The organism is Ectobacillus panaciterrae DSM 19096, from assembly GCF_000430785.1.
GTDB classification, from domain to species: domain Bacteria; phylum Bacillota; class Bacilli; order Bacillales; family Bacillaceae_G; genus Ectobacillus; species Ectobacillus panaciterrae.
Window position 1 is genome coordinate 44704 of sequence record NZ_AUMR01000019.1, and the last position, 12401, is coordinate 57104.

Annotated in this window: 13 protein-coding genes and 1 pseudogene; 2 read left to right on the forward strand and 12 right to left on the reverse strand. The window is 45.3% G+C overall.

Going from position 1 to position 12401, the window contains the following annotated elements:
• Positions 1 to 98: 98 nt before the first annotated feature.
• The 3 genes and pseudogenes from argH to H540_RS31915 all read right to left on the reverse strand — a co-directional run bounded on the left by argH (position 99) and on the right by H540_RS31915 (position 2116).
• Entirely contained in the window at positions 99 to 1598 is a 1500-nt protein-coding gene (gene argH / locus H540_RS0107400) for an argininosuccinate lyase (RefSeq protein WP_028400091.1), read from the reverse strand.
• A gap of 117 nt (positions 1599 to 1715) precedes the next feature.
• Positions 1716 to 1856 (reverse strand): annotated as a pseudogene (locus H540_RS31910) (IS200/IS605 family element RNA-guided endonuclease TnpB); the annotation flags it as partial.
• 131 nt (positions 1857 to 1987) lie between these two features.
• Positions 1988 to 2116 (reverse strand): YuzL family protein, encoded by a 129-nt coding sequence (locus tag H540_RS31915; RefSeq protein ID WP_081415052.1) that lies wholly within the window; start codon positions 2114 to 2116, stop codon positions 1988 to 1990.
• Between the two features lie 219 nt (positions 2117 to 2335).
• Here H540_RS31915 and H540_RS0107410 point away from each other — a divergent pair, with 219 nt between their 5' ends.
• Complete coding sequence (locus H540_RS0107410) at positions 2336 to 3820, forward strand: aldehyde dehydrogenase family protein (RefSeq protein ID WP_028400092.1); 1485 nt, start codon at positions 2336 to 2338, stop codon at positions 3818 to 3820.
• Positions 3821 to 3854: 34 nt separating this feature from the next.
• Here H540_RS0107410 and H540_RS0107415 read toward each other — a convergent pair whose 3' ends face one another.
• From H540_RS0107415 to fabG, 3 genes are all read right to left on the reverse strand, one after another.
• Positions 3855 to 4706, reverse strand: coding sequence for a nucleoside-diphosphate kinase (locus H540_RS0107415; protein ID WP_028400093.1), 852 nt, complete (start codon positions 4704 to 4706; stop codon positions 3855 to 3857).
• A 388-nt stretch (positions 4707 to 5094) separates the two neighbouring features.
• Positions 5095 to 5367: a hypothetical protein gene (locus H540_RS0107420; protein ID WP_028400094.1), complete on the reverse strand. Its 273-nt coding sequence runs from the start codon at positions 5365 to 5367 to the stop codon at positions 5095 to 5097.
• A 366-nt stretch (positions 5368 to 5733) separates the two neighbouring features.
• Positions 5734 to 6474 carry a 3-oxoacyl-ACP reductase FabG gene (fabG, locus tag H540_RS0107425; protein WP_028400095.1) on the reverse strand — a complete coding sequence of 247 codons (741 nt, stop codon included), beginning with the start codon at positions 6472 to 6474 and terminating at the stop codon, positions 5734 to 5736.
• Between the two features lie 154 nt (positions 6475 to 6628).
• Between fabG and H540_RS0107430 the strand changes: the two genes are divergently transcribed.
• Positions 6629 to 6778, forward strand: coding sequence for a YfhD family protein (locus tag H540_RS0107430; RefSeq protein ID WP_028400096.1), 150 nt, complete (start codon positions 6629 to 6631; stop codon positions 6776 to 6778).
• A 23-nt stretch (positions 6779 to 6801) separates the two neighbouring features.
• Here the strand turns inward: H540_RS0107430 and shc are convergent, their stop codons facing one another.
• From shc to H540_RS0107460, 6 genes are all read right to left on the reverse strand, one after another.
• Positions 6802 to 8649, reverse strand: coding sequence for a squalene--hopene cyclase (shc, locus tag H540_RS0107435; protein WP_028400097.1), 1848 nt, complete (start codon positions 8647 to 8649; stop codon positions 6802 to 6804).
• Between the two features lie 82 nt (positions 8650 to 8731).
• A complete protein-coding gene (locus H540_RS0107440; RefSeq protein ID WP_028400098.1) occupies positions 8732 to 9154 on the reverse strand; it encodes a divergent PAP2 family protein in 423 nt (140 codons plus the stop codon).
• 72 nt (positions 9155 to 9226) lie between these two features.
• A complete protein-coding gene (locus H540_RS0107445) occupies positions 9227 to 10435 on the reverse strand; it encodes a hypothetical protein (protein ID WP_028400099.1) in 1209 nt (402 codons plus the stop codon).
• Between the two features lie 127 nt (positions 10436 to 10562).
• A complete protein-coding gene (gene rarD / locus H540_RS0107450; protein WP_028400100.1) occupies positions 10563 to 11504 on the reverse strand; it encodes an EamA family transporter RarD in 942 nt (313 codons plus the stop codon).
• A 108-nt stretch (positions 11505 to 11612) separates the two neighbouring features.
• The gene (gene msrB / locus H540_RS0107455; RefSeq protein ID WP_028400101.1) at positions 11613 to 12053 is read right to left on the reverse strand and encodes a peptide-methionine (R)-S-oxide reductase MsrB; all 441 of its coding nucleotides are present in this window, start codon (positions 12051 to 12053) and stop codon (positions 11613 to 11615) included.
• A gap of 66 nt (positions 12054 to 12119) precedes the next feature.
• Positions 12120 to 12371: a DUF1294 domain-containing protein gene (locus tag H540_RS0107460; protein WP_028400102.1), complete on the reverse strand. Its 252-nt coding sequence runs from the start codon at positions 12369 to 12371 to the stop codon at positions 12120 to 12122.
• Between the last annotated feature and the right edge of the window lie 30 nt (positions 12372 to 12401).

Sequence of the window (12401 nt, forward strand, 5' to 3'; positions counted from 1 at the left end):
CCGTTCTCTTCATAACATTTGGATACTTATCCTTCATAGCTTTTTCCATTCTTATAACAAGCAGATCAGCAACTTACAGAATGCTGATCTGCTTGTTTCTAGGACTGCAGAAGCTGTTGAATTAACTCATTCAACATAGTTTCTGCCTCGCTCATTTTGTCTTTGCTGCTCGTAAGCTTCTCTTCACACGCCTGCAATCCGGCATACCTCTGCTCCAGCATACGTTCCACCTCACGCACATTCGGTCCCCCCAGTACACGGCGGCGCTCCACGAATACTTGCGGTGACACGATGGCATTCCATTCATCCTCCGACAAAGATGTTATCTGCAAAAGCGCATTCACCTCGCATACGCTCAGTTCATACAGCTCTTTCTTTTCCTTAATGCACTCCTTTGCAATCACGCTCGCCAGTTTATGAGCGCGGCGAAGCGGGATGCCTTTATCGCGAGTCAATACATCCGCCAGTTCTGTTATCGTAATCGCGTTGCGGGATGCCCGCTGCTCCAGCTTCTCTTTATCAATCTTCATCGTACGCACCACTGCGTTCATTAAACAAATCACACGCTGTGCTTTTTCAAAGCTGCGGTATAAGTGCGGTTGCAAATCATCCTCTGTGTCGACAATATCGCCAAAAGGTGTATTATGAATCATATGAAACACTGCCAATGCTTCCGCATAAGAGCTGCTTGCAAGAGCCCGCGAATGCTCAATAGAAACAGGGTTTCTTTTTTGCGGCATGATGCTGCTGATTTGGACATATGGATCTGCAACGACGATGCCCCCGAATTCCTTTGTTGCCATCATTAAAAAATCTTGAATCCAGCGGCCGCTGTTTGTCATGAGCATCGCGATTGCCGCTGCCGTCTCCAATAAGTAGTCGGCACCCGCGATGGCATCGTATGAATTTTCTACGAGACCGTCAAACCCCAAAAGCTCCGCCACACGATGCCGATTAATTGCAAATCCTGTTGTGGACAGCGCCGCAGCTCCAAGAGGAGATTGATTTACTGTTTTGTACACAGCCCACAGACGCTGTAAGTCACGATACAGTACATCGTAAATAGCGAGAAAATAATGCCCTAATGCAGTGGGCTGCGCCGGCTGCGTATGCGTATATGCAGTGACAATTGTATTTTTATGCTCCTCGGCCTGTTCGAGCAAGCTTTCTCCGAGCATGATGGCATGCCGGATCAGCTCTGTAATATGTCTTCGCAGCACCATCCGATACATCGCCACTCCCATGTCGTTCCGGCTGCGGGCGATATGCATGTTCCCAGCTATTTCATCGCCAATCGCTTTTTGTATGCGATCTTCAATTAAGAAAAACAAATCCTCATATTGCGGGTCATATGCCAACGAACTGAAATCTTCTTGTTCCACCTCGCATATTCCCTTCAAAATCCGCTTTGCATCGCCCTGCTCTATAATTCTCTCTTCCGCCAGCATGATCATATGAGCGCGATGAATCGCGAACATTTCTCTGTACAAATAATCACGCTGATCCTCAAATACAGGATGAAGCAACCGCTCTGCATATGTTTTTCCAGGAAACACGTTCCCTTCCTTACTGACAAACACATCCTTTGACTCTTTCATCGCTTTCCCCTCCAAGCATTTCGATTACTACTATAGTAAGAAAAAGTGCCCGGAATGTGCTTCTATCACAAAAAAACGATGCGGCTGCATCGTTTTAGCGCTGAAAATTCGGATTAGTCAAGACTTGCATATAAAACGCGCGGAGCTTGCTGCGCAAGCTGGGCACGTCCACTCACGCAAATTGAGATTCTTCACGTCTTTATGTTTGTAGCCGCAACAGGAGCAGAGCTGGCTGCCACAATAGTTCCATAAAATAATAGTTGTTCCAATGAGCATGATGAAGCTAAGCTGCGTATCCGATAGAACGCCGGCACAAAAACCACAGATTAATACATATATTGATTGGAGTATTTTTCCTAAAGAAAAAACTCACAGAGTAATCTGTGAGCCTACGATTGCTTTTGCTTATGACGAGAAGAGCTCGCCTTTGTACCCGTTTCTGAAGTTGTCGTTCCTTGTCCTTGCACTTGAGCAGAACCTAGTTGTACGCGAGATGGATCCTTTTTTCTTTTGCCCATAACTCTCACCTCCGCTCTTACCTTCCCCTTTTGTCTGTTTTTTTATTCTTTCTATGGAATATATTACAAACATTTCGTATATGTAACAGATTTGAAATTTGAATTTTCTAACTATTTTATATATTATTTACCTTAGAGTCCTTCAACCGGTTGCTCCTCCCATGCAGGACAAGCATGGTGCTTCCATGCACAATAAGAAACTATTAAGGGGGTTGTTTCATGAGTCAAGTAGCTGTTCAAATTCATGAAAAGGTTGCGAAGTTTTTACAAGGTACGAAAAAGCTGTACATTAATGGGTCATTCATTGAAAGCGCTTCCCAAAAAACATTTGAAACACCAAACCCTGCAACTGGTGACACATTAGCTGTTGTATACGAAGCTGGCCGCGAAGATATTAACAAAGCTGTGCTGGCGGCACGTCAAGCATTTGATGAAGGTCCTTGGTCCAAGATGTCTGCGGCGACTCGCAGCCGTTTGATGTATAAGCTCGCTGATTTAATGGAAGCGAATCAAGCAGAGCTCGCGCAGCTCGAAACGCTTGATAACGGAAAACCGATCAACGAAACTTCAGCTGCGGACGTTCCGCTTGCGATTGAGCATATGCGCTACTATGCAGGCTGGGCAACGAAAATCGTCGGTCAGACGATTCCGGTGAACGGCAACTATTTTAACTATACACGTCATGAAGCAGTCGGTGTTGTCGGACAAATCATTCCGTGGAACTTCCCGCTGCTGATGGCAATGTGGAAGCTTGGCGCTGCACTTGCGACAGGCTGTACGGTTGTATTGAAGCCGGCAGAGCAAACGCCTCTTTCTGCATTATATTTGGCTGAGCTCATTGAAGAAGCTGGATTCCCGAAAGGTGTCGTCAATATCGTACCTGGATTCGGCGAATCTGCTGGTCAAGCGCTCGTCAACCATCCGCTCGTTGACAAAATCGCATTCACAGGTTCCACGGAAGTCGGCAAAATCATTATGAGACAAGCTTCTGAGTCGCTAAAACGCGTTACGCTTGAGCTTGGCGGCAAATCTCCTAACATCATTTTGCCGGATGCAGATCTTTCCCGTGCGATTCCGGGTGCTTTAAATGGCGTTATGTTCAACCAAGGACAAGTGTGCTGCGCCGGATCCCGTCTCTTCATTCCGAAGAAAATGTTCGATAACGTAGTTGCTGATCTTGCGCTTTACTCCAAGAATATTAAGCAGGGCGCAGGTATCGATCCGCAAACGAATATTGGACCGCTCGTTTCCGAGGAGCAGCAAAAACGAGTTCTCGGCTATATCAATAAAGGAATTGAAGAAGGGGCAGAGCTCGTAGCGGGCGGCACGCAACCATTTGATAACGGCTATTTCGTCTCTCCTACTGTATTTGCGGCGGTAAAAGACGAAATGACCATTGCAAAGGAAGAAATTTTCGGACCGGTCATCGCGGCAATGCCGTTTGAAGATTTGGACGAAGTGATTGAGCGTGCGAACCGTTCCAACTATGGACTCGCAGCAGGCGTTTGGACAGAAAACATTAAGAGCGCGCACTACATCGCAAGCAAACTTCGCGCCGGCACGGTATGGGTGAACTGCTATAATACGTTCGACGCAGCATCTCCATTTGGCGGCTATAAGCAGTCCGGCCTCGGACGCGAAATGGGCTCTTACGCACTGCAAAACTATACGGAAGTAAAGAGCGTTTGGGTGAATATGGATTAATAAGAATGACCTCCAGCAGCATGCTGGAGGTTTTTTATACGAAATCGAGCATTGTTGTTTTAAGCAAGCATGTTTCCCATTTCGTAAGCTTCAAATCCGCTATGACGGGCGCTTGAAACAGCACATCGTAGTTGATTTGTTTAAAATGCTTGTAGTCTGTGATGCGCTTCAGCAATTTGTCTTTGCGAATGGCCGCTTGAAACATCTCATATTCCTCCTGCAGAGTTTTGTACAGCCAGGTTCGCTTCATGCACTGGCTTACGCTCATGGATTGACGGTGCTTCTCATCAATATAGTCCCTGTATCTCCGCTTCACTGCGAAATGCATGGATGAAGCTCGTATGCACTGCTTCTTGATACGAAAGTATATATCTGTAACATCGAGATTGTGCTTCCCTTTGTGCTTAAGTAAGCACGGAGCATCTTCTGTCAATCGTTCCAGCTCTTCAGCCGTAAAAAACAAGGACGCTTCCCTTTTCGCAGTGCTTGTACAATCTGAAGAATGAAATAGATTAAATACTGGATTCATCGATCCGAACATCCTCCGTATTGTTCCTTCCTTTGCCTTTTCAGGCCTGAAGTTCCCTTTCCATTTCTTACTAATCAATTCAGAAATCGATTTGTACGGCGGCTGCGGCGTGCCGTGAACCAGCACGCATAAACTTTCTCCCAAACGAAAGAATTCTGCTTCCAATTCTCGCCGCTCAGGATAACTCTTATATCTGTCCCGATATAAAAGCCGGCATAAATCCGGCGTAATGGTTACATATTTGCAAGCAAGAATCTGAAAGCCTTTCTGCCGTAGAAACGACAAAATTTCTTGTTCCAAATGTAAATACACCGCGTCCGGCTTGCATATTACGAACCCTAAGTTGTCCCAATTCAATATCTATATCTCCTTTCTACCATATGTAATAATGTATGGTAAAAAGGTAAAGTTGCTTATGCAAAAAGGTAGATTTCATAAGATGCTTATAGATTAATTATTATATATAAGTCCACTTTGTTATTCCGACATATCTATTTGCCACGTAGAACAAAAGGGAAACTGCGCTCGCTCCCTCTCTATGATTTACCCCTGCGTGGGCCACGAAAAGGGTTTGACCGCTTCTACGCTTAGTCGGATGCTCTCTCCCCCCTAAAAGAAACGTTTTTATGTCGATTTTTTTAGTTGCATTTATATATAAACAGAAACTTACATAGAAAATTTATCTTCCCCAATTTCATAAATCTTCCTCCAACAAAAAGAGAGCCATTTCTGACTCTCTACTGTTTTATAACTTATGGATGGCTTCAATAATTTCTTGAGTTAGCTGAAAAATATCTCCTGCTTTAGAGATAACTGCTGTGTAGTTATCACCTTGTACAAAAGTTATATCATCCTGCATAAATACTTCAATCTCTACCTCACTAGGCGGCATAGAGTTGATAATATCTATGATCTTATCCCCATATCCAAAAAGCAGTTGAATGGCTTGAGCCTCAGGACTATGAGGCAATAACTCCTGCCCCCCAACAACACTAATACTATTTGCTACTACTGACATAACATTACCTCCAACTATCAGAATACCTTACTATTTCCACATGTATGGAACTTTTCCCTTCCTTTATACTAGTAACTTCTGAGAAAAAGGCCTATATAAAAGCCTTCATAGAAAATACCTGCATACCCTTGAAAAATTCCTCTTTAAATTTTGGAAGTTTATTACCTAGTCTATTAGACTTAGATCCTCCTAAATATTGCCGCTATCGCAATATTGTCAACCAAGTATTCATACCGCGCTGACTTCAGCAGATGGCACCTCGCATTACAATCATCACCCAAGGACTGCTGGAAGCTTTAAAAGGAAAGGGACCATTCTTATGGACTGGTCGCTTCATTTTTGTATATCACTACCTTAGTTTTCACTCTACATCTGCAAGCCGCCGCTTATATTCAGCACTTCTCCTGTTATGTATGACGCCCAATCCGAAGCCAAAAATGCCGCTGCATTCGCAACATCCCGAGAAGTGCCAATTCGCTTCAGCGGAATGGCCGCAATCATTTTATCTTTAATCGAGTCCGGAATCGTTTTTGTCATTTCCGTATCCATAAAGCCCGGACAAATCGCGTTGCACGTTACATCGAATGCCGCAAGCTCCTTTGCTGCTGTTTTCGTCAAGCCGACAACGCCTGCTTTGGCTGCAGCATAGTTCGCTTGCCCGATATTCCCTTCCCGGCTGATGGAGGAAATATTAATAATACGGCCGCTTCTTTGCTCGCGCATATGCTGCACAGCCGGCTGCATGCAGTTGAATACGCCTGTTAAATTCACTTGAATCACGCTGTCCCACTGCTCGCCATCGAGCTTATGCAGCATACCGTCGCGTGTAATGCCGGCATTGTTTATTAAAATATCAATTTTTCCGTATGCTTCAACCGTATATTCCACGAGCTTTCTTGCATCGTCACGGTCTCCCACATTGCATGCGAAAAACGAAGCGGCGTACCCTTTCTGTTTGAGCTCCTCTGCCGTTTCTCTCGCTCCTGCTTCATTAACATCGCTAATTATGACCTGTGCTCCTAATGAAGCAAGTTTTTCTGCAATTCCTTTTCCAAGACCGCGCGCCGATCCAGTTACGACTGCGCATTTGCCATCCAATCTTATCATTCCTACACTTCCTTTATCATTTAATATCTCTTATTTCTTTCGCTTCTGTTCTTTTGTTTTCCTTGTCATTTTTGTGAAAAAACAAATGAAATTGGATAAAGCATCCAAGAGAAGGCAAACTAATGCTGTACATATAGGAAAGGAGGCTTCAACAATGGCTAAGAAAAAAGCAATGCGCAATGTACAGTCTGACGGACGCGATGTGGAATTCTCTCAAGAACTGGCAGATCAAGATGATTTAGAGGCGCAAGCACGCTCTCAAGCAGCTGATGCGCGCCAAAAGAAAAACATGAAGAACGAGTAAGAGAAGGCATTTGCCTTCTCTTTTCATTTCATATAATGCGCCAAAGCAAGAAGCGGGAATAAGTGATTGTAGCTGTGATACCGAATGTAAAAGCCGCCCGGCAGCCCAAGGCCAGTCGGATATGTGAGCGCCGTTTCACTCAGTTCGTTTTGCCGCAGCAAAAACGCAGCGCCTCTCTGAACGGATGATGCTTCTTTTCCTTTTACCGCCATAATGGCATCTATTGCCCATGCCGTTTGCGAAGGCGTACTGAACGAAAACGGCATAAAGCGCTTTTTCTCGCTGCTTTGGCACGATTCTCCCCAGCCACCGTCACTGTGCTGGATAGATTCGAGCCAACGCACCGCTTTTTGGAGTGCTGGATGGTTTGCTGAAACACCTGCCGCGCGCATGCCCGTTACAGCCGCCCACGTACCATATATATAGCAAATACCCCATTTTCCGTACCATGAGCCATCTTCTCTTTGGTTTTCAACCAGAAACTCCACTGCCCTCTTCACAATGCGATGCTTTTCGTTCATGCCCGCATAGGTGCCAAGAAACTCCAGTACCCTTCCTGTTATATCAGCAGTGGAAGAATCAATGATGGCATCTTCCGCATTATCAATCGGAAGCAGCGTCAGCCATTCGTTATCTGCACCTTTCTCAAACGCCCCCCAGCCCCCGTCTTTGTTTTGCATCTGAAGAAGCCAATTCAAGCCCTTTTTCCACGCTGTCTCATACTTGGCTTCCCGTGATGCCTGACGTGTAATGGCGCGCAGCGCTGCTGATGTATCATCATTATCCGGCACAAACGTGTTCATATCCGAAAATCCCCAGCCACCCGGCTCTGCTTTCGGAGCATGAACAGCCCAATCTCCTTTTTTCGTATGCTGTCGCAGCAGCAAGTACTCGTTCGCAGCTGTAATCATCGGATCTTGCGGCGGCACACCGGCTTCCTGTAAAGCATAGCTGAGTAAGGCTGTATCCCAAACTTCGGACGGCGAGTTTTGCAGATGAAGGCCTCGTTCTGTTTCATAGAAATATGTAGACAATCCTTGTAAAGCTTGTGAAATAACAGGTGCATCCTCCTTATATCCAAGTGCAAGCATGGCATAGATCATGTAAAAAGTGGCACTCGCATAGCTGTAAAGCGTTCCGTTTTCTTCTAAGCGCTTTAGCATAAAATCCTCTGCCGCCTGATAGCCTTTTTGGTGGATTTTCACCGGATACGATGCAAGCTGTTTTCCTTCCTTTAAGAGAGTATCAAGAAAAGGAACACGGTCTTGTTTAAACCAATCCGGATTTTCGCCAAGCAAATGACTTAAATCAGGCACATGCTCCGCTTCCGCCACAAAGCGCTTATTCATGCAAACGATCAGCGGTGTAAGATGTATGCGGGCGTAATTGCTCAGCTCATATATAGAAAACGGCGCAGACGGAGGCAGCAAAAAGATGGTCATTGGAAGAGAAAGCCGCTTCGGATACGGATATTGTCCGAACAATGCAAGCATGAATTTCGTCATGAAATGCGTGCGTGCCAATCCGCCCCTCGCTTTTATAAAATCCTCCGCCCGTCTCATGTTCGAATCGCTTTTAGAAAAACGGCCGGACATTAATAACGCCATATATGCCCCGATTGTCGCAGACAGATTGCCGCCTTGCTCATCCTTATACAGCTTCCACGCGCCGTTTGCGTCCTGCAGACCGGCAATGCGCTCTGTTAATCTATTCATCAGCCTATCTTCTTTTTTATGTAAAGCTTGAAGCGTCATAATCATGAAGCAATCTGTCAAAGGCGCTCCCTCGAAGCAAAAACGCCACGTTCCGTCAGCATATTGCAGGCGCCGCAAGTCCGCTATGCGTCCTTGGATATGTTCATGCAGTTCCATAGTTCCCCTCCTATCCGTATACGATATTCAGGAACGCACATGCATATGAACAAAATAAAAAAGCAGCCGAAACAGCTGCTTTTTAGTAATACCAGGCGGCCACGGCGGCGCCTAAAACGGCACCGACAACGACTTGGTACGGCGTATGACCGACGAGTTCATTCAATTGTTTATAATCCTTTGCTCTTCCGTGAAAGAAATCATTCAAAATTTTCGCCTGTCTGCTTACCGCAAGACGAACACCAGACGCATCATACATCACGATGACAGCGAATATAACTGCCAGGGCAAATGATGTGCTTGCGACTCCTTCCTGAAAGCCAGTGGCGGTTGCCAAGGCTGTAACAGTAGAGGAATGCGAGCTTGGCATGCCGCCGGATGAGAAAAACTTTGCAAAATCCACCTCTCTTGTCTTAATTAAAACAATTACTACCTTTGCAAATTGTGCCAAGAACCAGGCAATGACAGCCGACATAAGCGGACCGTTGTCCAAGATATGCTCCATCATAAGCGCCCCCCTACGAAAGAACTTTTTCTTTATCATAGTGTTTCATAGAAAAAAAGGCAAATGTTTCCGTTAAACCGCCTCTTCGTTTTGCAGCACAGTCCAGTTGATGACGAAAATGTGCTTTTCTTTTAAAATAGCCTCCAGCCGTTTTCGTACAAGCCCGGCATGACTTGCATCCGTTCCGGGAAGAAGCACATACAGCATGTGTGTCACGCTATTGTACGCCACCTGATCTAATTCGCACAGCTCTTTGGCCAATACATCCTGCAAAAACGGCAAATGTTTTTCTTCTAAGCCGCGCACGTACATGCCGATACATACGAACGGCTGCTCAAACAGATGCAGTCGCTCCCGTTCAAGATCTATATACTTTTGAAATGATGTCATATGATGAATGCGTGTGCCCGGATATAAGTCATCCCGTTCCCGCTGTTTTTCTGCTTTTTCATAATGATATACGATTATATGCAAAAGCGATTGTAAAAACGTTACGTTCAAATCTGCAGGACGATATCTATCCATATTTGGTATTATCATCACTTTTTCAATCTGATCCTTCACCACAAGCGGAATTGCCAGCATGGGCGCATCCTCTTCCCCCGGTTGTTTCCATGTAGCAGTCCGGCTGTTCAACATTCTTTCATAAAAAGATGATTGCTCAAGATAAACAATTGGCGGCATATAACCCAAACCGATGCGCACTTGCATTTGCAACGTATGCTGTGGAGAATCGAGATGATAGATTGCGAAGCTTTCAGCTTGAAAATACTCTCGCAAGACTTTAGCGCACTCGTTCAGCACACGATCTGGATGATTTTGTTCCAAAGAAGCGGCAAGTTCATAAGCTGCGATCATACTCGCTTCCCCTTGCAGCAGCTGCTTATGCAAATGCTTGTTTTCTTTTTCCAGACGAACAAACTCCTCTTCAAACAAAAGCTTCTCTTGCGCAAATTCATGCTCCAGCGTATGTAAATCGCCGTGCTTCCTATGAAATACAGAGCCGAATAAATAGGCGCATGCGATCAGCCCGATAATTATAAGGGCGGCTTCCTTCCCTTCTGCACTGCCGGACGGCACATTTTTGACGAGCATAACCGTCAGGCTCAGCAAAAGCGAAGAAATGATACCGCTTTTCCATCCGTTTTGCAGCGTAATGTAAAGTACACAAAACATACCAACAGCCGCTAACATAAGGGTATTTCCCCAAATGGCCGCCGCCAGCGCCAAAACAAACCCTGCCAATATTTCTAATACTTGTCTTCCTGCTTGTTTTCCCATCGTATCCTCCGCACTCACAAACTAAGGATGCCAACATCTTCCTTATTTTTATAGTAATATAGAAATGTATAATTTTTCTATATATTTTTAAAAATTTTCATAAAAAAGCCCGGGGTTCCCCCGAGCTTTATGACGCCTTCGCAGATTTATTTTTTCCAAACTTCGGCTGCAGACTAACCATAAGCTTCGTCTTCGCGAACGAAAACGTCACAAGCGCCATCCAAATAAAGAAGAACGCGGTCAAATGGGCTTTTGTGAAATGCTCGTTATATAAGAATATACCTAAGCATAAGCTGATGGTCGGGGCGATATATTGCAAAAAGCCTACCATAGACAAAGGAATGAGCTTCGTTCCCTTCGCAAAGTAGAGAAGCGGCAATGCAGTTGCGACGCCGCTGCCCACCAATAAGAGACTTTCAGAAAAGGAACCCGTTCCAAATGAAATATTTCCGTTTACTTGCAAATACACTAAGTAGATAAAAGCAACCGGCGTAATAACAAGCGTCTCTAATGTCAAACCAATCATAGAATCGAAATTTGTAAGCTTTTTCGCCAAACCGTATATACCGAAGCTGACTGCAAGGCTTACCGCAATCCATGGGAACGAACCGTACTGAACAGTCAGCACTGTTACGCCAACAGCCGCTAACGCCACCGATAAAAGCTGCCAAAAGTTTAGCCGCTCCTTCAATACGACCATGCCAAGCAAAATGCTGACGAGCGGGTTGATGTAATAACCAAGACTTGCTTCAATAATATGATCATGGTTCACCGCCCATATGTAAATGAACCAGTTCACACTAATTAATAAAGATGCAATAATTAACATGATGAAGGATTTCGGATTGCGAAGCAGCCTCTTCCATTCCGTCCGAAATTGACCCATTCGTTTACTAATGCTTAATATGATCAGCATAAATACAAATGACCACACAACGCGGTGCGCTAGTATTTCTTCAGCCGAAACGCCTTGCACGAGCTTCCAATAGAGCGGAAGTATCCCCCACATCACATAAGCGCCACCAGCATAGATTATGCCTTTTTTTTGCTGCGATGACTGATTCTCCATGCTATTCCTCCTACTCTCTTTACCTAACATTCATTATATAAGCGCCGCTCTCTTTCATACAACAGCTTCTTTTCTCATTTTCCCGACAAAGCAGCAAGCAGGCTTTCCTTACTTTGCAAACAACTTCACGTATTCGCCGTAGCCTTCCTTCTCCAGCTCTTCTTTTGGAATGAAACGAAGCGCCGCGGAGTTGATACAATAGCGAAGGCCCCCTCGGTCGCGCGGTCCGTCGGTGAAGACGTGGCCCAAGTGCGAGTCCGCATCCTTGCTGCGCACTTCTGTGCGAATCATGCCGTGCGTCAAATCACGCAGTTCCTTCACTTGCTCATCTTTTAACGGCTTTGTAAAGCTTGGCCAGCCGCAGCCGGAATCGTATTTATCAAGCGAGCTGAACAGCGGCTCTCCGGAGACGATATCCACATATAATCCCTCACCCTTATAATCGTGAAATTCGTTTCGAAACGGTGGCTCCGTTCCGTTTTCTTGCGTGACCCGATATTGAATCGGCGTCAGCTTGCGAAGCGCCTCTTGCTTTTTAGATTGGTCCATATGTATCCCTCCTCTTATATGGCACTCATTATACCGAAAGAAGCTGGAAAAGAAAAACAATGCGCCTTAGCGCATTGTCCATAACGCAGCGGCCGTAAGCAGTGCCAAAAGCGGAATGCCGACCACAAATTGCATCTTTTGTGTTTTATGGCGAAACGTATACATGCCGAGCCATGCGCCGAACGCTCCGCCGATGGCCGCTGCAAAAAACAGCATGCTTTCGGAAATACGCCACTCTTTCCGTTTTGCTTTTTGTTTATCGTTGCCCATTAGGTAAAAAGCCCATATGTTCACAAGTAATATGTATATCCACTTCATCCCTATCTCTCCTCTGCTTCCTTCATTGTA

Excerpts from the sequence above, each read along its gene's own strand:
- H540_RS0107460 (WP_028400102.1), bottom strand. The coding sequence starts at position 12,371 with ATGAAGTGGATATACATATTACTTGTGAACATATGGGCTTTTTACCTA.
- argH (WP_028400091.1), bottom strand. The coding sequence starts at position 1,598 with ATGAAAGAGTCAAAGGATGTGTTTGTCAGTAAGGAAGGGAACGTGTTT.
- shc (WP_028400097.1), bottom strand. The coding sequence starts at position 8,649 with ATGGAACTGCATGAACATATCCAAGGACGCATAGCGGACTTGCGGCGC.
- H540_RS0107410 (WP_028400092.1), top strand. The coding sequence starts at position 2,336 with ATGAGTCAAGTAGCTGTTCAAATTCATGAAAAGGTTGCGAAGTTTTTA.
- rarD (WP_028400100.1), bottom strand. The coding sequence starts at position 11,504 with ATGGAGAATCAGTCATCGCAGCAAAAAAAAGGCATAATCTATGCTGGT.
- H540_RS0107440 (WP_028400098.1), bottom strand. The coding sequence starts at position 9,154 with ATGGAGCATATCTTGGACAACGGTCCGCTTATGTCGGCTGTCATTGCC.
- H540_RS0107420 (WP_028400094.1), bottom strand. The coding sequence starts at position 5,367 with ATGTCAGTAGTAGCAAATAGTATTAGTGTTGTTGGGGGGCAGGAGTTA.
- fabG (WP_028400095.1), bottom strand. The coding sequence starts at position 6,474 with ATGATAAGATTGGATGGCAAATGCGCAGTCGTAACTGGATCGGCGCGC.
- H540_RS0107430 (WP_028400096.1), top strand. The coding sequence starts at position 6,629 with ATGGCTAAGAAAAAAGCAATGCGCAATGTACAGTCTGACGGACGCGAT.
- H540_RS31915 (WP_081415052.1), bottom strand. The coding sequence starts at position 2,116 with ATGGGCAAAAGAAAAAAGGATCCATCTCGCGTACAACTAGGTTCTGCT.
- H540_RS0107445 (WP_028400099.1), bottom strand. The coding sequence starts at position 10,435 with ATGGGAAAACAAGCAGGAAGACAAGTATTAGAAATATTGGCAGGGTTT.
- msrB (WP_028400101.1), bottom strand. The coding sequence starts at position 12,053 with ATGGACCAATCTAAAAAGCAAGAGGCGCTTCGCAAGCTGACGCCGATT.